Source organism: Pseudomonas sp. Pc102 (assembly GCF_018408275.1).
Lineage (GTDB): Bacteria > Pseudomonadota > Gammaproteobacteria > Pseudomonadales > Pseudomonadaceae > Metapseudomonas > Metapseudomonas tohonis.
The window spans coordinates 3,542,543-3,563,420 of record NZ_AP021905.1; the positions used below are offsets into that span (position 1 = coordinate 3,542,543).

18 protein-coding genes are annotated in these 20,878 nt (G+C 67.2%); 10 read left to right on the forward strand and 8 right to left on the reverse strand.

Annotated features, from left to right (window positions below; genetic code table 11):
• Position 1: 1 nt before the first annotated feature.
• From tssK to tagH, 3 genes are all read right to left on the reverse strand, one after another.
• Positions 2 to 1,336 (reverse strand): type VI secretion system baseplate subunit TssK, encoded by a 1,335-nt coding sequence (gene tssK, locus PHLH3_RS16285; protein ID WP_213624929.1) that lies wholly within the window; start codon positions 1,334 to 1,336, stop codon positions 2 to 4.
• Between the two features lie 17 nt (positions 1,337 to 1,353).
• Entirely contained in the window at positions 1,354 to 1,836 is a 483-nt protein-coding gene (gene tssJ / locus PHLH3_RS16290; protein ID WP_213624930.1) for a type VI secretion system lipoprotein TssJ, read from the reverse strand.
• Between the two features lie 70 nt (positions 1,837 to 1,906).
• The gene (tagH, locus tag PHLH3_RS16295) at positions 1,907 to 3,556 is read right to left on the reverse strand and encodes a type VI secretion system-associated FHA domain protein TagH (RefSeq protein WP_213624931.1); all 1,650 of its coding nucleotides are present in this window, start codon (positions 3,554 to 3,556) and stop codon (positions 1,907 to 1,909) included.
• A gap of 403 nt (positions 3,557 to 3,959) precedes the next feature.
• Here tagH and tssA point away from each other — a divergent pair, with 403 nt between their 5' ends.
• The 10 genes from tssA to PHLH3_RS16345 all read left to right on the forward strand — a co-directional run bounded on the left by tssA (position 3,960) and on the right by PHLH3_RS16345 (position 16,912).
• Positions 3,960 to 4,994, forward strand: a complete 1,035-nt coding sequence (gene tssA, locus PHLH3_RS16300; RefSeq protein WP_213624932.1) for a type VI secretion system protein TssA — start codon at positions 3,960 to 3,962, stop codon at positions 4,992 to 4,994.
• Positions 4,995 to 5,088: 94 nt separating this feature from the next.
• On the forward strand, positions 5,089 to 5,604 hold the full coding sequence (tssB, locus tag PHLH3_RS16305; RefSeq protein ID WP_111264316.1) for a type VI secretion system contractile sheath small subunit: 516 nt from the start codon (positions 5,089 to 5,091) through the stop codon (positions 5,602 to 5,604).
• Positions 5,605 to 5,616: 12 nt separating this feature from the next.
• Positions 5,617 to 7,113 carry a type VI secretion system contractile sheath large subunit gene (gene tssC, locus PHLH3_RS16310; protein WP_111264317.1) on the forward strand — a complete coding sequence of 499 codons (1,497 nt, stop codon included), beginning with the start codon at positions 5,617 to 5,619 and terminating at the stop codon, positions 7,111 to 7,113.
• Positions 7,114 to 7,186: 73 nt separating this feature from the next.
• Positions 7,187 to 7,675 (forward strand): type VI secretion system tube protein Hcp, encoded by a 489-nt coding sequence (locus PHLH3_RS16315; RefSeq protein ID WP_111264318.1) that lies wholly within the window; start codon positions 7,187 to 7,189, stop codon positions 7,673 to 7,675.
• Between the two features lie 227 nt (positions 7,676 to 7,902).
• Positions 7,903 to 8,688, forward strand: a complete 786-nt coding sequence (locus PHLH3_RS16320; RefSeq protein WP_213624933.1) for a type VI secretion system accessory protein TagJ — start codon at positions 7,903 to 7,905, stop codon at positions 8,686 to 8,688.
• A 2-nt stretch (positions 8,689 to 8,690) separates the two neighbouring features.
• Complete coding sequence (gene tssE, locus PHLH3_RS16325; RefSeq protein ID WP_213624934.1) at positions 8,691 to 9,209, forward strand: type VI secretion system baseplate subunit TssE; 519 nt, start codon at positions 8,691 to 8,693, stop codon at positions 9,207 to 9,209.
• Positions 9,206 to 11,065 (forward strand): type VI secretion system baseplate subunit TssF, encoded by a 1,860-nt coding sequence (tssF, locus tag PHLH3_RS16330; protein ID WP_213624935.1) that lies wholly within the window; start codon positions 9,206 to 9,208, stop codon positions 11,063 to 11,065. The genes tssE and tssF overlap by 4 nt, the downstream gene beginning before the upstream one ends.
• Complete coding sequence (gene tssG / locus PHLH3_RS16335) at positions 11,029 to 12,057, forward strand: type VI secretion system baseplate subunit TssG (RefSeq protein ID WP_213624936.1); 1,029 nt, start codon at positions 11,029 to 11,031, stop codon at positions 12,055 to 12,057. Before tssF ends, tssG begins: the two co-directional genes overlap by 37 nt.
• A gap of 115 nt (positions 12,058 to 12,172) precedes the next feature.
• On the forward strand, positions 12,173 to 14,872 hold the full coding sequence (tssH, locus tag PHLH3_RS16340) for a type VI secretion system ATPase TssH (RefSeq protein WP_213624937.1): 2,700 nt from the start codon (positions 12,173 to 12,175) through the stop codon (positions 14,870 to 14,872).
• A 102-nt stretch (positions 14,873 to 14,974) separates the two neighbouring features.
• On the forward strand, positions 14,975 to 16,912 hold the full coding sequence (locus tag PHLH3_RS16345) for a type VI secretion system tip protein VgrG (protein ID WP_213624938.1): 1,938 nt from the start codon (positions 14,975 to 14,977) through the stop codon (positions 16,910 to 16,912).
• Positions 16,913 to 17,288: 376 nt separating this feature from the next.
• Here PHLH3_RS16345 and PHLH3_RS16350 read toward each other — a convergent pair whose 3' ends face one another.
• From PHLH3_RS16350 to PHLH3_RS16370, 5 genes are all read right to left on the reverse strand, one after another.
• On the reverse strand, positions 17,289 to 17,813 hold the full coding sequence (locus PHLH3_RS16350; protein WP_213624939.1) for a hypothetical protein: 525 nt from the start codon (positions 17,811 to 17,813) through the stop codon (positions 17,289 to 17,291).
• Complete coding sequence (locus PHLH3_RS16355; RefSeq protein WP_111264326.1) at positions 17,814 to 18,077, reverse strand: hypothetical protein; 264 nt, start codon at positions 18,075 to 18,077, stop codon at positions 17,814 to 17,816.
• A gap of 8 nt (positions 18,078 to 18,085) precedes the next feature.
• Positions 18,086 to 19,354 (reverse strand): PAAR domain-containing protein, encoded by a 1,269-nt coding sequence (locus PHLH3_RS16360; RefSeq protein WP_213624940.1) that lies wholly within the window; start codon positions 19,352 to 19,354, stop codon positions 18,086 to 18,088.
• A 46-nt stretch (positions 19,355 to 19,400) separates the two neighbouring features.
• Entirely contained in the window at positions 19,401 to 19,835 is a 435-nt protein-coding gene (locus PHLH3_RS16365) for a DcrB-related protein (RefSeq protein WP_213624941.1), read from the reverse strand.
• 324 nt (positions 19,836 to 20,159) lie between these two features.
• Complete coding sequence (locus tag PHLH3_RS16370) at positions 20,160 to 20,588, reverse strand: GTP pyrophosphokinase (protein WP_213624942.1); 429 nt, start codon at positions 20,586 to 20,588, stop codon at positions 20,160 to 20,162.
• Between the last annotated feature and the right edge of the window lie 290 nt (positions 20,589 to 20,878).

Here is a 20,878-nt window from a genome sequence, read left to right on the forward strand (position 1 = left end):
ATTAACTCCGGATGGCCCAGAAGGCCAGGTTCAGGCCAGGGAACTGGCCAGCGATGTGGAAGGCGAAACCGCCGGAATGCACCAGCTGCTTCCAGTGGTCGCTGCCACGGTCGAGTTCGAAGTAGGTGCTGCCCGCGTGGTAGGGGATCTGCCGCGGCGCCACCGGCATCGGCAGCAGCGCGATGCCCGGCAGCTGCAGGTTGACCAGGTCGCGGATGTGCTCCACGGAGCCGATCTTGGCCTGCTGCGGGAAGCGCGAGCGCAGGGCTTCGCCGGGCACGTCGGCGCGCACCACGAGGATGAACGCCGAGTTGTCCAGCAGGCTCTTGTCCGCCAGCATCGCCACGTGCACGCCATAGGCCTTCTCGACGATGGGGATGGGCACGGCGCGGCTGTCGATGACCATCGACAGGGCCTGGCGCAGGGCGAGCATGACCGGGGCGAAGGTGGTGGCCAGGTCGTCGTGCTCGTAGGCCGGGAACTCAGCCGGGCGACGGCCGCTGGCGGAGAAGGTGGAGAACTCCCCGGCCAGGCTCACCGCCTCGCGGTAGAACCATTCCGGGTGCAGCGGGGTGATGCTGGCCAGGTGCGAGACCAGGGGCTCGGCGCGGTTGACCAGTTGCAGCAGGAGGAAGTCGGCGATCTCCGAGGCGCCACCGGCACCGGAGGCGACCACGCGGCCGGCCAGGGCCTCGCCGCGCTGGTGGAGCAGGCCCAGCAGCTCGCTGCGGAAGGCCGCCAGGGGTTGCGAGGCGGCGACGTCCAGCAGTGGCGGGATGTAGCTCTCGTCCAGGGCCAGGGAGCGGTCGGCACGCTTTTCCACGACCCGCACCACGCCGACGGCGGCGTACTCGCCGAGGCCGTCACGGGCGGTGAGCAGGCGCAGGGCGCGCCCGCCGATGGAGACGGGGGCGCGGCTCTCGAAGGGGGCGTTGTCGTCGCGCACTTCACGCACGCTGCTCTGGTAGCGCGCGCCGCCGAGGGCCTCGCCCTCCTCCACCGTGTCACGGGCACCGGCGCGCTTGAGCGGCAGGGCCAGGTAGATGATGCCGTCGCGCAGGCCGTCCTCGACGTCCAGCGGCACCGGGGCCACGTCGTCGCCGGGGATGTCGAAGGGGGTGCCGTCGGGCAGCACGCCACGGGCCGAGACGATGGCCACCTTGCCCTGGGTGAGCAGGGCCTCGTCGATCTTCAGCTCGGAGAAGCCCCAGCCGCCGGCCTGCAGCGAGCGGCAGCGGCCTTCCACCAGGGACTCCAGGTAGCGGTCGTGCTGCTGGAAGTGCTGCGGGCGCAGGAACATTCCCTCAGACCACACCACTCGGTTGTTCCAGGACATGGACGAACTCTCCGTTTCTATTTTTTTTCCGGCTCGGCGACCGCAGCCGGCGAGACGCTGATGGCGTGGGCGCCGAATTTCACGCTGTAGGCGCTGGTCTGGTTCAGGGGCACGGTGATCACATCGCGCCAGACCGCGCTGTCGAGCTCGCGATAGCCGACCACGATGCCGAACTGGCGCGTGGCGTCATCGAGCTTGCGCTCCTGCATCTGCTTGTCACCGGGCTTGACCAGCAGCTCGTCCTGGGCCACCAGGTCGGTGGACAGGGTGGCCTGGGTCTGTTCGACCAGGGAGAAGTAGTCGGCACGGTTGAAGGCGGTGGCGCTCTTGAGTTCGAAGACCCGCACGCGCACCGGTGCGCCCTGCCCGCCCGGGCCCGGGTTGACGTCGCTGGAGGCTTCGATGTGCAGCTGCACCACGGTGGGCGGCGGTGGTGGCGGTGGCTCGGAAGCACATGCGCCCAGAAGCGCTACTACGGCTACCAGTAGAATCCTTGGCATTTCGATTCGTCCTCAATGACTGCTGTTGTTCCGCGGGGCCGGTTGCCGGGCACCCAGGGGGGTTGCCGGGTCAGTGCCCGCGAAGTCTGGCGCTGTGCTCCTCGTAGGCGCGGCTGAACTCGCGCCCGAAAAGGTCCTGGAAGTCGTCTTCGGCCTCCCGCGAGATGCTCGCGTAGAGGTCGGTGAACAGCTCCCAGTACTGCGACTGGCGGGAGCCCGGCAGCAAGGCCGAGAGCCCCGAGGGCTTGCTCAGCCGCGCTTCCAGCACCGAAGGCTCGAAGCGTTTGAGAATGTGCTTGATGGCCGCCTGCACGCCGGCCATCACCGCCAGCTGGTGGGCCTTGAGGTCGTCGAAGCTTTCGCCCACGGCCTGGTCCGGCGGCATGAAGGCGGCGTTGCCGTGGCGCAAGAGAAGCAGCAGCGCCTCGTCGACGTTGGGGGCGAACTTCAGCGGGTTGTTCTCCACCGGCCGGATCATGGTCTGCGCCATGCGGAACTCGCCCTTGAGGCTGGAGCGGGCGCGCAGCACGTCCACCAGCCCCTCCACCATCAGGCGGTAGCTACGGCCGATGGACTCCATCTGCGCCACCGCCTCGGCACGATCGATGCGCAGCTGGCCAAGGCCTGCGCCCCGCAGGAAGGCATCGAGCAGCGCACCGTCTTCACCGGCCGGGGCCGGGGCCGTCGCGGCAGCCGGCGTCGAGACCGCTGCGGCATGGGTGGCCTGCGCGGTGGGCGTCAGCGCTGGCGGCGCGGGAATCGGATTCGGCGCGACCGCGGCCACAGGAGGCGGGGTCGGCACGATGGCCGGTTGGGCGAGCGGCTGGGGAATGGCGACGGGCGCGGGGATGGAGGTCGCGGCGGCGTCATGGCCGATGGGCGGATTGCTGAAGAAATCCGCCGGCAGTTCGACCGCCACCGGCGCGGGCTCCAGCGGCGCGGCGGCAGTGGGCATCGGCACCGGAACGGCCGGCGCGTGCTGTGGCGCGGGGCTGCTCAGGCCGAGGTCGGCGAAGGGGTCCCAGTCAGCGGGGATGGCCGGTGCGACCCAGGCGGGTTCGGCGAATGCGGCCGGCGCAACCGCCGGAATGGCAGCGGGCGGCGGCGTCGGCTCGAAGCTGGGGATCGGCGTGGGCGGCCGGAAGTCGTGGCGCTCGGCGGGCACGTGATCCGGGATGGACGGCGCAGCGGCCGGCGGCGGATTGAGGAAGTCGAACAGGTCGGGCTTGGTGTCCAGGGGCGAACCGCCGCCCTGGATGTGGGCCATGGGGACCGGCGGTGGCGCCAGCGGCTCGGGAATGGAAGCGGCGCCCGACTGGCGGCTCATCAGCGCGTCGAAGCTGCTGAACGGGTCGCCGCCGGTGCTGATCGGCGCGGCACCTACCGGCTGCATGCTCATGCCCTGCACCTGGACGAGAATCTCGTACTCGCCGAGCTTGAGGATCTCGCCATCCATCAGCGGTTCGCTATTGCCACGACGAAGGCGCACGCCCGACTGCGCGAGCATCACGCCGTTGGTGCTGGTGTCGGTCAGGTAATAGGTGCCGTCGCGGAACTGGATGGTGCAGTGCTGGCTGGAGACGAGGCGCTCGGGATCGGGGAGGACCCAATCGTTTTCGGCACTGCGGCCAATCCTCAGCTCACCACGATCCAGCTCCACCTCGGGACGTTGTCCGGGGGTCAGCTTGTGATAACTGGTGATGGTCAAACGCAGTGGCATTGCGACTCCTTGCACTTCTCACTGTGGACGCGAGCACCGAGTCCCTTCGATGCCGTGCAACTTCGATCCGGTCCCTGTTCTGCACGTGGCCCTTTGCCATACAAATGATCCTATAGACGAACGGAAAACTTGCGTGGCTTTAGCCGAAATATCTTAGATCGAAAAAAGACAAAAATGACAGCCGAAAGAGGCTAGCGTGGACTGGTGCACATCTGTCGTTTGTGCTCTGGGATTGTCTTGACAAGGGTGAAATACGACCCCAAGAATGGAAAAGAGTTGCAGCGGATGAAGCCATGAAATTGGCGTCATCGGAACGTTGATCCAAAGGACTGTGATCAGGCCGTACGTTCACTCTGAATACAGCTTGCCTTCCCTCTGAGGCCTGACAAGGAGAACACCCACCGTGGTGGATGTGTCGCGTTTGCTATCCCCTGTTTCCGCTGAATCGCCCTGTGGTGATGACCTCGAATACGACGCTGCGTATCTCGAGCTCGAGCGTATTGCCCAAGGCCAGCCCGAGCGCCAGATGGGCGACTCCGTACTACCTGCCGAACCCCCTGTGTGGCGCGATGTCCGCGAGCTCTCCAGCGAGCTGCTGCAGCGCAGCAAGGACCTGCGCATCGCCAACTATTTCCTGCAGAGCAACCTGGCCCTCGAAGGGATTCCGGGACTCGCCCAGGGCCTGATCCTGGTGCGCGAGCTGCTGACCCAGTTCTGGGACGGCCTCTACCCGCAGCTCGATGCCGACGATGACAACGACCCCACCTTCCGCATCAACGCCCTCACCGGGCTGGCGGCGGAACCGGTGATACAACTGCTGCGCGAAAGCAGCCTGACCAGCTCGCGGGCCTTCGGCTCGGTGAGCGTGCGTGCCGCCCTCAACGCCCTCGACCTGCAGCGCTTCCCCAGCGAGACGCTGACGGCCGAGCAGCTGCAAGGTGCCTTCCGCGACAGCGATGACGCGCTTCTCGCAAGTACCCGCAACGCCCTGACCGATGCCCAGGCCGCCCTGGCCACCATCGAGTCGACCCTTTCCGATCGCGTGGGCTCGGCCCAGAGCGCCGACCTCGGCGCGCTCAAGCAGTTGCTGCGCCACGCCCTGCAGATCCACAAGGACCAGGCTCCCGGCGATGCCGCCGGCGCCGACGAGCCCGCTGCAGGTGACGACACCGCCACGGACGCCGACGCCCCGGGCTCCGCGCCGGCCGCCCGCGCCACGCCGCGCATTTCGGGCGAGGTGGCCAACCGCGACGACGTGCTCAAGACCCTGGATCGCATCCTCGAGTACTACGCGCGCCAGGAGCCATCGAGCCCGGTGCCGATCCTGCTCAAGCGTGCCAAGACCCTGGTGACGGCCGATTTCGCGGCGATCGTGCGCAACCTGATCCCGGATGGAATGTCCCAGTTCGAGAATTTGCGGGGCCCCGAGTCCGAATAAGTGCACGGCACATTCGAAGCGGGTTCACGCATCCGTTACCGGCTAGCGGCCGATGACGCCAACACAGCCGCACAGGCAGCGAAGGAGGAGCACCATGGGTAGCACCAGCAGTCAGAAATTCATCGCACGCAACCGCGCGCCCCGCGTCCAGATCGAGTACGACGTGGAACTCTACGGCGCCGAGAAGAAGGTGCAGTTGCCCTTCGTCATGGGCGTCATGGCCGACCTCGCCGGCAAGCCGGCCGAGCCCCAGGCCGCCGTGGCCGACCGCAAGTTCCTGGAGATCGACGTCGACAACTTCGACTCGCGCCTCAAGGCCATGAAGCCGCGCGTCGCGTTCAACGTGCCCAACGCCCTGACCGGCGACGGCAACCTGTCCCTGGACATCACCTTCGAGAGCATGGACGACTTCAGCCCCGCCGCCGTGGCGCGCAAGGTCGACTCGCTGAACCAGCTGCTCGAAGCCCGCACCCAGCTCGCCAACCTGCTGACCTACATGGACGGCAAGACCGGCGCCGAAGAGCTGATCATGAAAGCGATCAAGGACCCGGCCCTGCTGCAGGCGCTGGCCAGCGCGCCGAAGCCGCAAGACAACGAGCCGCAAGCTTAAGAGGACACCCAGATGGCCGAGTTGATGACCGACGCCGCGCCCCAGGCCGGCGAAGCGACCGAGCAGACCAGCGAGTTCGCCTCCCTGCTGCTGCAGGAGTTCAAACCCAAGACCGATCGCGCCCGTGAAGCGGTGGAAACCGCCGTGCGCACCCTCGCCGAGCATGCGCTGCAGCAGACCAGCCTGATCTCCAACGATGCGATCAAGTCGATCGAATCGATCATCGCTGCGATCGACGCCAAGCTCACCGAGCAGGTCAACCTGATCATGCACCACCCGGACTTCCAGCAACTGGAAAGCGCCTGGCGTGGCCTGCACTACCTCGTAAACAACACCGAGACCGACGAGCAACTGAAGATCCGCGTGCTGAACATCTCCAAGGGCGAGCTGCACAAGACCCTGAAGAAGTTCAAGGGCACCGCCTGGGACCAGAGCCCGATCTTCAAGAAGCTCTACGAAGAGGAATACGGCCAGTTCGGTGGCGAGCCCTACGGCTGCCTGGTGGGCGACTACTACTTCGACCAGTCGCCGCCGGACGTGGAGCTCCTGGGCGAGATCGCCAAGGTCTCCGCCGCCATGCACGCGCCCTTCATCTCCGCCGCCTCCCCCACCGTGATGGGCATGGGTTCCTGGCAGGAGCTGTCCAACCCGCGTGACCTGACCAAGATCTTCACCACCCCGGAATACGCCGGCTGGCGTTCGCTGCGCGAGTCCGACGACGCGCGCTACATCGGCCTGACCATGCCGCGCTTCCTGGCCCGCCAGCCCTACGGCGCCAAGACCGACCCGGTGGAAGAGTTCGCCTTCGAGGAAGACACCGCCGGCGCCGACAGCAGCAAGTACACCTGGGCGAACTCGGCCTACGCCATGGCGGTCAACATCAACCGCTCGTTCAAGCTCTACGGCTGGTGCTCGCGCATCCGCGGCGTGGAGTCCGGCGGCGAGGTGCCGAACCTGCCGGCGCACACCTTCCCCACCGACGACGGTGGCGTGGACATGAAGTGCCCGACCGAGATCGCCATCTCCGACCGCCGCGAGGCCGAGCTTGCGAAGAACGGCTTCATGCCGCTGCTGCACAAGAAGAACACCGACCTGGCGGCCTTCATCGGCGCCCAGTCGCTGCAGAAGCCGGCCGAGTACGACGACCCGGACGCCACGGCCAACGCCAACCTGGCCGCGCGCCTGCCGTACCTGTTCGCCACCTGCCGCTTCGCGCATTACCTCAAGTGCATCGTTCGCGACAAGATCGGCTCGTTCAAGGAGAAGGACGACATGCAGCGCTGGCTGCAGGACTGGATCCTCAACTACGTCGACGGCGACCCCGCTCACTCCACCGAGACCACCAAGGCGCAGCACCCGCTGGCAGCCGCCGAAGTGGTGGTCGAGGAGATCGAGGGCAACCCGGGCTATTACAGCTCGAAGTTCTACCTGCGCCCGCACTACCAGCTCGAAGGGCTGACCGTGTCGCTGCGCCTGGTATCCAAGCTGCCTTCGGCCAAGGGGGCCTGAGGCGCGTCACTTTAAGCGCCTGCCAGGTGGCGGGCGCGTCTGACAAGGTGGCGAAAGCCACGAAGGAGGAAACATGGCTGTAGATATGTTCATCAAGATCGGCGACGTCGAAGGTGAGTCCGCCGACAAGACCCACGGCAAGGAAATCGACGTGCTGGCCTGGAGCTGGGGCATGTCCCAGTCCGGCAACATGCACCAGGGCGGTGGCGGCGGCGCCGGCAAGGTGAGCGTGCAGGACCTGTCGCTGACCAAGTACATCGACAAGTCGTCCCCGAACCTGATGATGGCCTGCTCCAGCGGCAAGCACTACCCGGAAGCCAAGCTGACCATCCGCAAGGCTGGCGGTGAGTCGCCGGTCGAGTACCTGATCATCACCATGAAAGAAGTGCTGATCTCCTCCGTGAGCACCGGTGGCAGCGGTGGCGAGGATCGCCTGACCGAGAACGTCAGCCTGAACTTCGCCCAGGTCCAGGTCGACTACCAGCCGCAGAAAGCCGACGGCGCCAAAGACGGCGGCCCGGTCAAGTACGGCTGGAACATCCGCGAGAACGTCAAGATCTGATGCTCTCCCATCCGGGCCTGCGCAAGCGGGCCCGGATGCGTTCCACCCCCACCCTCCTGCGGACCGACCATGGCCAGACCCACCCCCGATAAACACGCAGCGGCCGTCACCCCGTCGGTTGCCCGTGACGCTGCCCAGTGGAGCCCCGGGCGGGCCCCAGCGGAGAGCGCCACACCGAGCCCCTCCCTCCCCTCCCTTCGCGCAGCCCGGCTGCAGGCAGGACGACCATGACCGCCGAAGAACTACTGCGCGCAGGACGCGCCGACGAAGCCCTGAAATCCTTGCAGGACCAGGTGCGTGCCCAACCTTCCAACGCCGAGCTGCGGGTCTTCCTGTTCCAGCTGCTGGCGGTGCTCGGCCAGTGGAGCCGCGCGCAGAACCAGTTGAAGGTCGCCGGCGAGCTGGATGCCAGCACCCTGGCGATGGTGCAGACCTACCGCACCGCCCTGGAGTGCGAGGCCCTACGCGCCGAGGTGTTCGCGGGCCGCCTGACGCCCGTGGTGCTGGGCGAGCCCGCCGAGTGGGTGGCGCCGCTGATCCAGGCGCTCAAGCATGATGCCGACGGCCAGCACGAGGCCGCGCAGGCCCTGCGCGATGCCGCCTTCGAAGCCGCGCCCGCCGTGGCCGGCACCCTCAACGAGCAGCCCTTCGAATGGTTCGCCGACGCCGACCCACGGCTGGGCCCGGTGCTCGAGCTCATCGTCAATGGCCGCTACGTGTGGCTGCCGATGCACAACATCCAGAGCCTGGTCACCGAGGCACCCACCGACCTGCGCGACCTGGTCTGGCTGCCGGTGGAAGTCACCCTGGTCAACGGCGGTGCCACCGTGGGCCTGATCCCCAGCCGCTACCCGGGCAGCCAGGACGACGCCGACGGCGCCATCCGCCTGGGCCGCAAGACCGATTTCCTGGAAGACGGCCGCCCCCTCGGCCAGCGCCTGTTCGTCACCGACCAGGGCGACACCGCGCTGTTCGAGTTGCGCAGCCTCGCCTTCGGGCATCCGGAGGCCTGAGCATGGCCGAGCTGACGCTGCAGGAACGTCTGCAACCCTCCCTCCTGGACCGGTTGACCGACGAGGACCCGAGCAACGCCAAGGAGAGCGTCGACAAGCGCGTGCTCTCCCTGTCCCAGCTCAAGGCGTCCGTCCTGCGCGACCTGGCCTGGCTGTTCAACACCATCGCGCCGCTCGACAGCGAGACCTCCGGCGAGATCCAGGCCGGCAACTCGGTGGTCAACTACGGCCTGCCGCCGCTGGCCGGGCACACCGCCTCCAGCGTCGACGTGCAGGCCATCGAGGCCCTGCTCACCGAGACCATCGCCGACTACGAGCCGCGCATCATCCGATCCACCTTGCGCGTCCGCGCCCAGCTGGCAGCCGACCAGATGAACCACAACGCCCTGTCCTTCGAGATCGAAGGCGACCTCTGGGCCGAGCCCGTGCCCCTGCGCATGCTCCTCACCACCGACCTGGACCTGGAGACCGGACACGTGCAGATCGTCCCCGCCGACCACCTGCGGAAGCGCAACAAATGAACCCGCGGATGCTCGAGTACTACAACCAGGAGTTGCAGCACATTCGCGAGAGCGCGGCGGAATTCGCCGGCGAATACCCCAAGATCGCCAGCCGCCTGACCCTCTCCGGCATCGACTGCGCCGACCCCTACGTCGAGCGCCTGCTGGAAGGCTTCGCCTACCTCACTGCGCGGGTGCAGCTGAAACTCGACGCCGAGTACCCGACCTTCACCCACAACCTGCTGGAGATCGCCTACCCGCAGTACCTGGCGCCGACGCCGTCGATGACCGTGGTGCAGCTTCAGTCCGACCCCAACGAGGGCTCGCTGGCCAGTGGCTTCACCGTGGAGCGCAACGCCTCCCTGCGCGGATTGCTGGGCACCGACGAGCAGACCGCCTGCGAGTACCGCACCTCCCAGCCGGTGACGCTGTGGCCGCTGGAAGTGACCAAGGTCGAATACTTCGGCAACCCCGCTTCGGTGCTCGGTCGCCTCGCCGCCTCCGAACCCACGGCCAAGGCCGCGCTGCGCCTGCGCCTGCGCACCGGCGCCGGACTGCCCTTCAGCGCCCTGCCCCTGGAGAGCCTTTCGTTCTACCTGCACGGCGCCGACGAGCAACCCTTCCGCCTCTACGAACAGTTGCTGGGCAACGCCTGCGCCGTGTTCGTCCAAGCCCCTGGTGGCGACTGGGTCGAGCGCCTGCCGCCGGAGAGCCTGCGCCCGCGCGGCTTCGATGACGAGGACGCGGTCCTGCCGGTGGTGCCCCGCGCCTTCCAGGGCTACCGCCTGCTGCAGGAATACTTCGCCCTGCCCAACCGCTTCCTCTTCATCGACATCGCCAACCTGCGCCGCCCCGTGCAGCGCTGCGCCGGGCAGGAACTCGACGTCATCGTGCTGTTCAACCGCCTCGATCAGAGCCTGGAAGGCAGCATCGGCAACGATCAGTTCAAGCTGTTCTGCACACCGGCGGTGAACCTGTTTCCGCGACGCGCCGACCGCATCCACCTGAGCGACCGCGTGCACGAGCACCAGGTGATCGTCGACCGCACCCGCCCGCTGGACTTCGAAGTGCATTCGCTCACCGAGGTCAGCGGCCACGGCGCCGGCCCCGAGCAGCCGTTCCAGCCCTTCTATGCCGTGCGCGACCCCTCGCGCTACGGCCGCGAGCAGGCCTGGTACACGGTGCGCCGCGAGCCCCGCGTGCTCTCCAGCAAGCAGCGCCGCAAGGGCCCGCGTTCCACCTACATCGGCAGCGAGACCTTCGTGTCCCTGGTGGATGCCAACCAGGCGCCCTACCGCCATGACCTTCGCCAGCTGGGCATCGGCGCGCTGTGCACCAACCGCGACCTGCCGCTGTTCATGCCGGTGGGCAACGGCCGCAGCGACTTCACGCTGGAAGACAGTGCCCCGGTGCTGTCCGTGCGCTGCCTGGCCGGCCCGAGCCGCCCACGCGCCAGCCGCGCCCACGACGCCAGCGCCTGGCGGCTGATCAGCCAGCTGTCGCTCAACTACCTGTCGCTGAGCCAGGAAGGCCAGGGTGCCGCCGCGCTGCGCGAACTGCTGCGCCTGTACGGCGACCCCACCGACCCGGCGCTGCAGATGCAGATCGAAGGCCTGCGCCAGGTCACCAGCAAACCCTGCACGCGGCGCCTGCCGATGCCCGGCCCCATCGTCTTCGGTCGTGGCCTGGAAATCGGCCTGGAGTTCGACGAGAACGCCTTCCGCGGCACCGGTGTGTTTCTCCTGGGCGCGGTGCTGGAGCGCTTCCTGACACGCTATGTGTCGATCAACAGCTTCACCGAGACGGTGATGCGGACCACTGAACGGGGCGAGGTGATGCGATGGCGGGCGAAGCCCGGACGCCGTCCGAATCTGTGAGCACCCTCGCGGCCATGGAGACCGCGCCCTGGAACTACGACTTCTTCCAGGCGCTGCGCCGCATCGAGTGCGAATTCCCCGAGCGCCCGCGCCTGGGGCATTCCGTGCGCCTGGCCGATGACCCGCTGCGCCTGGGGCAGAAGCCCGACTGCGGTTTCGCCCCCTCGACCCTGGCCAGCGTCGAGCACAACCCCGACGGCACCCCGCGCATCGAGCAGTACTTCTTCGGCCTCACCGGCCCCAACGGCCCGCTGCCGCTGCACCTGACCGAATACGCCCGCGAGCGCCAGCGCAACAACGCCGACGCCACCTTCAAGCGCTTCCTCGACGTCTTCAACCATCGCCTGCTGACCCTGTTCTACCGCGCCTGGGCCGAAGCGCGCCCGACCGTGAGCCAGGACCGCCCCGCCGACGACTACTGGTCGCCGCGCCTGGGCGCCCTCTCCGGCCGTGGCATGCAGAGCCTGATGGGCCAGGGCCCGATCGACGACGCCGCGCGCTACTACTTCACCGGCCACCTGGCCGCGCAGACCCGCTACCCGGATGGCCTGCGCAGCATCCTCGCGGAGTTCTTCGGCGTCCCCGTGGCCATCGAGGAATACGTCGGCCAATGGCTGGAGCTGCCCGAGTTCAGCCGCCTCGGCGCCCAGGCCAGCACCCTGGGCACGGACCTGTGCCTGGGCACCCACGTGTGGGATCGCCAGCACAAGTTCCGCATCCGCATCGGCCCGCTGGACCTTTCGCAGTACCAGCGTTTCCTGCCCGGCGGCGAGCTGTTCCACGAGCTGGCCGCGTGGGTCGCCGAGTACCTGGGCGAGGAGCTGGACTGGGACAGCAACCTGGTGCTCAAGCGCGAGGAAGTCCCCTCCATGACCCTGGGCGGCAACGACCGCCTGGGCCTCAACACCTGGCTGGGCAAGCCCGCCGAGGACGCCGACGACCTGCTGCTGGCGGTGAGCCACCTGAACCACGGTACGGAGGCGCGCGCCTGAGCGCACGCCACCGCTACCCACAGATAGAAAACAACACGAAGCGCATGGAGCGCTTCAGACAGGACCAACCACACGGCCATCACTGCAAGCGTGCCGTCAGGAAAAGGAGAGCAAGATGAGCGAAATCAGTCGTGCCAAGCTGTTCGGGAAGCTGAACAGCCTCGCCTACAAGGCGATCGAAGCGGCCACGGTGTTCTGCAAGCTGCGTGGCAACCCCTACGTCGAGCTGGTGCACTGGTTCCACCAGATCCTGCAACTGCAGGACTCCGACCTGCACCAGATCATCCGCCAGTTCAACATCGAGCCGGCTCGCCTGGCCAAGGACATCACCGAGGCGCTGGATCGCCTGCCCCGTGGCTCGACCTCGATCACCGACCTGTCCTCCCATGTCGAGGAATCGGTGGAGCGCGGCTGGGTCTACGGCAGCCTGATGTTCGGCGAAAGCCAGGTGCGCACCGCCTACCTGGTGGTCGGCATCCTCAAGACACCGAGCCTGCGCCACGCGCTGAGCGCCATCTCCCGCGAGTTCGACAAGATCAAGGTGGAAACCCTGATCGAGCGCTTCGACGAGATCGTCGGCAACTCCCCGGAGAACGCCCTGACCGCCACCGACGGCTTCAACGCCGGTGCCGCCCCGGGCGATGCCAGCGGCGCCATGGCCCCGGCGGCCATGGGCAAGCAGGAAGCCCTCAAGCGCTTCACCGTCGACCTCACCGAGCAGGCCCGCAGCGGCAAGCTGGACCCGATCGTCGGCCGTGACGACGAGATCCGCCAGCTGGTGGACATCCTCATGCGTCGCCGCCAGAACAACCCGATCCTCACCGGCGAGGCCGGCGTGGGCAAGACCGCGGTGGTGGAAGGCTTCGCCCTGCGCATCGTCGCCGGCGACGTGCCGCCCTCGCTGAAAGACGTCGAGCTGCGCGCCCTGGACGTGGGCCTGCTGCAGGCCGGCGCCAGCATGAAGGGCGAGTTCGAGCAACGCCTGCGCCAGGTGATCGAAGACGTACAGAGCTCGCCCAAGCCGATCATCCTGTTCATCGACGAAGCCCACACCCTGGTCGGTGCCGGTGGCGCCGCCGGCACGGGCGATGCCGCCAACCTGCTCAAGCCGGCCCTGGCGCGCGGCACCCTGCGCACCGTCGCGGCCACCACCTGGGCCGAGTACAAGAAGCACATCGAGAAGGACCCCGCCCTCACCCGCCGCTTCCAGGTGGTGCAGGTGGACGAGCCCTCCGAGCACCGCGCCATCCTGATGATGCGCGGCGTCGCCTCGACCATGGAGAAACACCACCAGGTGCAGATCCTCGACGAAGCGCTGGAGGCGGCGGTGAAGCTGTCCCACCGCTACATCCCCGCGCGCCAGTTGCCGGACAAGTCGGTGAGCCTGCTGGACACCGCCTGCGCCCGCGTCGCCATCAGCCTGCACGCCGTGCCGGCCGAGGTGGACGACAGCCGCCGCCGCATCGAGGCATTGGAGACCGAACTGGCCATCATCGGCCGCGAGCACGCCATCGGCGTCGCCATCGGCAGCCGTCGCACCGACGTCGACAGCGCGCTGGCCGAGGAGCGCGCCCGCCTGGCCGAGCTGGAGTCCCGCTGGAACGAAGAGAAAGCCCTGGTCGACGAGCTGCTGGCCACCCGTGCCAGCCTGCGCGCCGCCGCCGAGCCGGTGGACGGCACCAGCCGCGAGGCCGGCGCCGACGCCCCGGGCCTGAGCGAGGACGAACTGAACGGCCTGCGCACCAGGCTGGCCGACCTGCAGCAGCGCCTCACCGCGCTGCAGGGCGAGACGCCGCTGATCCTGCCGACCGTGGACTACCAGGCCGTGGCCTCGGTGGTCGCCGACTGGACCGGCATCCCCGTGGGCCGCATGGCGCGCAACGAGATCGAGACCGTGCTCAACCTGGGCACCCACCTGAAGAAGCGCATCATCGGCCAGGACCATGCCCTGGAAATGATCGCCAAGCGCATCCAGACCTCCCGCGCGGGGCTCGACAACCCGAGCAAGCCGATCGGCGTGTTCATGCTCGCGGGCACCTCGGGCGTCGGCAAGACCGAAACCGCGCTGGCCCTGGCCGAGGCCATGTACGGCGGTGAGCAGAACGTCATCACCATCAACATGAGCGAGTTCCAGGAAGCGCACACCGTCTCCACCCTCAAGGGTGCCCCGCCCGGCTACATCGGCTACGGCGAGGGCGGCGTACTGACCGAGGCGGTACGGCGCAAGCCCTACAGCGTGGTGCTGCTGGACGAGGTGGAGAAGGCCCACCCGGACGTGCACGAGATCTTCTTCCAGGTGTTCGACAAGGGCGTGATGGAAGACGGCGAAGGCCGGGTGATCGACTTCAAGAACACCCTGATCCTGCTCACCACCAACGCCGGCACCGACCTGATCGCCAGCCTGTGCAACGACCCCGAGCTGATGCCCGAACCCGAGGGCATCGCCAAGTCGCTGCGCGAGCCGCTGCTGAAGATCTTCCCGCCGGCGTTGCTCGGCCGCCTGGTGACCATCCCCTATTACCCGCTGACCGACGAGATGCTGAAAAGCATCACCCGTCTGCAGCTGGGCCGCATCAAGAAGCGCGTTGAGGCCTCGCACAAGGTGCCCTTCGACTTCGACGACAAGGTGGTGGACCTGGTGGTCTCGCGCTGCACCGAGACCGAGAGCGGTGGCCGCCAGATCGACGCCATCCTCACCAACAGCATGCTGCCGGACCTCTCCCGCGAGTTCCTCGGCCGCATGCTGGAAGGCCGCAAGGTCGAGAAGGTGACGGTGGGCGCCGAGAACGGCGAGTTCACCTACAGCTTCGATTGAAGCGATGCGGCGCGTCCCACGACGGGGCGCGCCGCCTGAATGTGGAAGGTTCCGGCGCGTCGGAACCCGGCAGTGACGCGTACAGCGCTAAGGACGTGTGGGATGGCGATTTCGCAACGGGCACGCATGGCCAAGGTCAGCAGCCCGCTGGGCGGCGATGCATTGCTGCTGGACAGGCTGGATGGCCATGAGGAGCTGGGACGGCTCTTCGACTACGAGCTGAACCTGATATCGGAAGATCACTCGATCCAGCTCGATGCCCTGCTGGGCAAGCCCATGGGCGTTTCGCTGGAGCTGCCCGACGGCAGCCAGCGCTACTTCCATGGCATCGCCAGCCGCTGCAGCCAGACTGCCGGCAGCGGCCAGTTCGCCGGCTACCACGTGAGCCTCAAGCCCTGGCTCTGGTTGCTGTCGCGCACCTCCGACTGCCGCATATTCCAGAACAAGACGGTGCCCGACATCATCAAGCAGGTGTTCCGCGACCTCGGCTTCTCCGACTTCGAGGACGCCCTCACCCGCACGTACACCGAGTGGGAATACTGCGTCCAGTACCGCGAGACCAGCTTCGAGTTCGTCAGCCGCCTGATGGAACAGGAAGGCATCTATTACTACTTCCGCCACGAGCAATCGCGCCATGTGCTGGTGCTCTCCGATGCCTATGGCGCCCACTCGCCGGTGGCGGGCTACGGCACGGTTCCCTTCTACCCGCTCGCGGACCAGATGCGCGAGCGCGACCACATCTACGACTGGTACCTGGCCCGCGAGGTGCAGCCCGGCTCCCTGGCGCTCAACGACTACGACTTCCAGCGCCCCAGCGCCCACCTCCAGGTGCGCTCCACCGTCAGCCGCGCCCACAGCAACGCCGAGCTCCCGTTGTACGACTACCCCGGCGAATACACCCAGAGCCAGGATGGCGAGCAGTACGCACGCAACCGCATCGAGGCGATCCAGACCCAGTACGAGCGCGTGCACCTGCGCACCAACGCGCGCGGCCTGGGCTCGGGGCACCTGTTCAAGATGAGTGGCTACCCGCGCGCCGACCAGAACCGCGAGTACCTGATCGTCGGCGCCCGCTACCAGGTCAGCCAGGAGAGCTACGAGAGCGGCTCCGCCGGCGGCCCGTTGCAGTTCGAAAGCGCGCTGGACTGCATCGAGGCGCGCCAGCCCTTCCGCCCGATGCCGACCACCATCAAGCCCATCGTCCAGGGCCCGCAGACGGCCATGGTCGTCGGCCCCAAGGGCGAGGAGATCTGGACCGACCAGTACGGCCGGGTGAAGGTGCACTTCTACTGGGACCGGCATGACCAGTCCAACGAGAACAGCTCCTGCTGGATCCGCGTATCACAGGCCTGGGCCGGCAAGAACTGGGGCTCGGTGCAGATCCCGCGCATCGGCCAGGAAGTGATCGTCAGCTTCCTCGAGGGCGACCCCGACCGCCCGATCATCACCGGCCGCGTGTACAACGCCGAGCAGACCGTGCCCTACGAACTGCCCGCCAACGCCACCCAGAGCGGCACCAAGAGCCGTTCCAGCAAGGGCGGCACGCCGGCGAACTTCAACGAGATCCGCATGGAGGACAAGAAGGGCGCCGAGCAGCTGTACATCCATGCCGAACGCAACCAGGACATCGCCGTCGAGCACGACGAATCCCACTGGGTCGGCCACAACCGCACCAAGAGCGTGGACAACGACGAGCTGGCACGCATCGGCCAGGACCGCACCCGCGCGGTGAAGCGCAACGACACCCTGATGGTGGGCGGCGCCAAGGCCGACAGCGTGAGCACCCAGTACCTGATCGAGGCCGGCGCGCAGATCCGCCTGGTGTGCGGCAAGAGCGTGCTGGAGTTCAACGCCAGCGGCGAGATCAACATTTCCGGCACCGCGTTCAACCTCTACGCCAGCGGCAACGGCGCCATCGACACCGGCGGTCGCCTCGACCTCAACTCCGGCGTCGCCAGCGAGGTTCCGAGCAAGGGCAAGGGCATCAAGGGCACCATCGACGCCATGGTCAAGGCACTGTTCCCGCCGCCCAAGGCCTGACCGCCCTGCCAGGCTGAAAAGGGCGCTTCTGGCTGCCCCACCCGCCTTGGCTCATAGGGTTTCGGGGTGCGCGTGACGTTCTCGGTGCGCGCAGCACACCCTACGGGCGGAGTTCGGTTCACGGGGTGGGCCGCGATATCCCAAGGCCGCCCCTGCAGGATCGAACTCACTTGCGATGCGGTGCCGCTGGCCGCTCAACGATGCCCTCGCCGCGTAGGGTGGACCCCGCTCCATCGGTCCACCTTGCGTGCTCGCCGGCCACTCCGCTGGTGGATGGAAAAAGCGCCATCCACCCTACCAAGGTGCCACGGCACGGCGCCTGGGTTGGCGATGGTGCAGGGGCGAATTCATTCGCCCAAGGGCAACGGCGGTGCCCTCAGGCATTGGCCGGCACGAAGTCCGGGCCACCGAGCTTGTCGCGCACGGTGACGGCGGTGCGCAGCAGCGGGGTCCACATGCCGTCGGGGCTGTTCCAGGCGGCGCCGGCCCAGCGGGTATCGGCTTGCAGGGCGGCCTTGCTGGCTTCCAGCTGGCGTTGCAGGGCCACCGCCACCCCGCTCATGTCCACCTCGAACAGATCGCCATAGGGGCCTTCCGGCTGGGCGCGTTTCTTCGCCAGGCAGAAGCGGTAGTACCAGACCCAGTCATGGGCCAGGTAGATGGCGCGGTTGCGGTCCGGGTAGGTGGCGAGGATCTTGAGCAACGCCGCGACGAAGCGCTGGGGGAAGGCCGGGTCGCGGGTCTCGCGCCAATAGGGCACCACCCGTTGGTCGAAGGCGGCGACCACGTTCTGCGGCTCGTCGTTGTCGCTGCGCGCTTCGAGGAAATAGAACGGCTCGCCCACCAGGAAGCGGTCCAGTTCGTCGTTGGCCAGGGCGAGACGAAGCGAACCCTGAACCATCTAGATCGCGGTACCGCGAAGCTTGCCCGGCTTGACTATCAGGAGGTCGTCCATTTCGCGGTTCTTGCACCGGCGGGCGAATTCGATTGCAGCTTCGACATCGTTCTCGAGCAGGTCGAAGGTCGCCTTGTTGACCTCGTAATACTCTTCGTAGTCGACCAGACCATTGCTCACGGGGATGGACAGGAACAGGCGCCCCGACTCTTCTTCGATACCCAGGGAAAACCGGTACTCCCGGCTGACGAACAAATCGGTGAATTTCATCGTTACCTCTATAGATCCAAGGGTATCCAGTTGAACTCGCTGGGGCTGATGCTGCCAGCGTCGATTACGGCTTCGGTGTTGCCATTGGGCAGCTTGCCGCCCGGTATCCAGAATTCGTTGGCCCCCGCCTCGTTGCCCGACGGTATGCGCAGGTTGAGCTTGCCCGGCTCCGGAATGTCGACCCGGACCAGGCTGTTGCTTTCGAGGAAGTCCTTCGGCAGGCCCAGGGCCTCTTCCATGGCGCGCTTGTTGCCCTTGGTGGAGGCCAGCAATTGGTCGGCTTCGTGCTTGGGCATTATGAACGAGGTGCCATCGCGCTGGGCGATCCCGTATTTGTCGAGGTTCGCCTTGGTCATGAAGCGCGAGGCGCCCTTGTCGAACTGCCCCAGGTGCTGGGACACGTATTCCGGCGTCAGGTAATCCGTGGCGGGAGGGCGCGAATTCTTGGGAATGGCGAGGATGTCCGCCTCGCTGAAACCCGGCTTGAACTTGGGTACTTCGGCTGCCGGGCGGCCCAGGCGCGCCATCTTCGGCCCCAGGCCGAGCATCGCCATGCCGGCCACGCCCTGCAGCAGGTCGCGGTAGCCGGGGCCCAGGCGGTCGCCCAGGTCACCCAGCAGCTCCATGCCGCCGAAGATGGCGCCGCCGACGAGCACAGTAGTGGCCAGCGCGGCCAGGCCGGCCATGGCCGCGACCACAAGGCCGACGCCCAGTGCGGCCAGGCCCAGGGCCTCGAGCCCCGTGTGCATCCAGCCCTCGATGTCCAGCACGAAGGCGACCCGCTCGGTGGGGCCGCCGATGAAGGTGTTCTCGCTGCCGCTCTTGATATGCGCGCCACAGACCATCTTGCTGGTGATGCGCGCCGCCGGCTTGCCGTTGATGTAGACGGTGGCACTGCCCTCGGCGATGGTCACCTCGAAGGGCCAGATGGGGTGGTTGCACGGCAGGCCGCTGCAGGAGGACGAGGCATCCTCCCCCGCACGCATGGAGGCACGGAGGTTGATGAAGACGTTCGGGCTGCCCCGTATCAACGCCCCCGTCGTCGGCTCCGGCAGGTTGAAAATGGTGTTCAGGCCCTTGAGGATCTGGAACATCGAGAGGCCGCCGCCGGCGATGGAACCGGCCATCACCGCCAGGGCCACGCCGCCGGTGGCCGCCGTGGCGGCGATCACCGCCGCGCCGATCAGCGCCCCCGCCACCGCGCCGGCCACCATGGCCGCCACGCCGAATCCGTGGGCTATCTCGTCGCCTAGGCGTGCCGCTGCCTGTGCATCCATGAGGTACGTCTACGTCCTTGCTGCGGGGCGCCTCGCGGCGCTCGGATCAGGCTGCCGGGGGCAGCGGTTTGAAGGTCTGCATCGCCTGTTTCCAGGCCGGCTCGTGGTAAGGCAGGTCCTGGGGCGTGGTGGTCAGGGTGGCGATCAGCACCAGGGCGCGGTGTTCGATGAACACCTGGCGCAGCATCAGCTGGCGCCCTTCGCGCTGCCAGGTGTAGTCCAGCAGCACCGCGGGCGAGCCCTGGATGTTGATGTCCCACTGCTTGATCAGGGCGAAGCCCGGCAACTGCTGGCGGGCGTTGGCTACCTGCTGGGCGATGTAGTCGGCGAAGGGCGCATCGCCCTTGCTGGGGTCGCGACTGATGACGAAGCTGGCTTCCTTGGCGGGCCCGGTGGCGGGCAGCTTGAAGATGTTGATGCTCTGGTCCTGCCAGGAGTCCGGAATATCCAGATCCGCCTCGTGGAGTCGGTAGAGAGTCACTGCTGAAGGCCTTCCCTAGTCTGTATCGCGCATGAGCGGGTCGTCGAATACCTCGCCGCGCCCCGGGGGTGCGTGTTCGACAACCGGTGAGGCGAAAAATTTTCGGGGAACGCGAAACAAACATCAAGGAGCAAGGCCGCTGGATATGCCCCAGGTCTCGATTTATGTGCGTGTCGTTCAGTGGGTCCCCGCGTTCGCGGGGATGACGAGGCGCGGCAAGCGCCCCGCCGTACCGTCACCCTGCGTCCGCGATGGGAAGCGATAGGTGCTGGAGGTCTTTTCGCGAATGAATTCGCTCCTACAACTCGTCCCGGAATCGCGAGATCAGCCCTGAGCCTCCAGCACCTGCAACGCCCGGTGGTACTTGGCCACCCGTGCCAGGTCCTTGTCGTCCAGCTGCGGCAGGCGCGAGACGTCGAGGTTGTCGCGGATGTCGGCGAGCTTGACCCGGCGGGCCAGCGGGTTGGGGCGGATGCGCTCGATGAAGGCCTCGTAGCCTTCGCCCTCGCGCTTGCTCAGGCAGTCGATGGCGGCCAGCACCGGTTCGGGGATGCCGAGGGCGCGCAGGTCATCGAGGGTTACGCCTCCGTCTTCCACCACGTCGTGGAGCACCGCGACCATCTGCGACTCGGCGTCGTCGAAGCGCAGCATCAGGCGCAGGGGGTGGAGGATATAGACCTTGCCGGCCTTGTCCCGCTGGCCGGCGTGCACACGGCAGGCCAGCGCGATGGCACGTTCGAGGGTGTCGTTCATGGGGGCTCCAGGGCTCGGGCAGGCGGCGAGCATAGCACCGGCCTCATCCACCCGGCCGTTGCGAATGTGAACCCCGTCCAGAAGTGGCGACGCCGGCGCTCGCTCGCTCATCCGCTCTCTGGACAGCGGAGCCGCTCTGCACTACAACAATCGCCGGCGAGAATCCTGCCGCCCGATCGGCAAGGTTGTTTCCCGTCACCCCGAATGGATTCGCGGATATCGGAAAAAGCGCCCGGGACGAGCGTCGTCTGCTAATACTTCGACCCAGGTTTCCCCGGAAATCCCGGCCT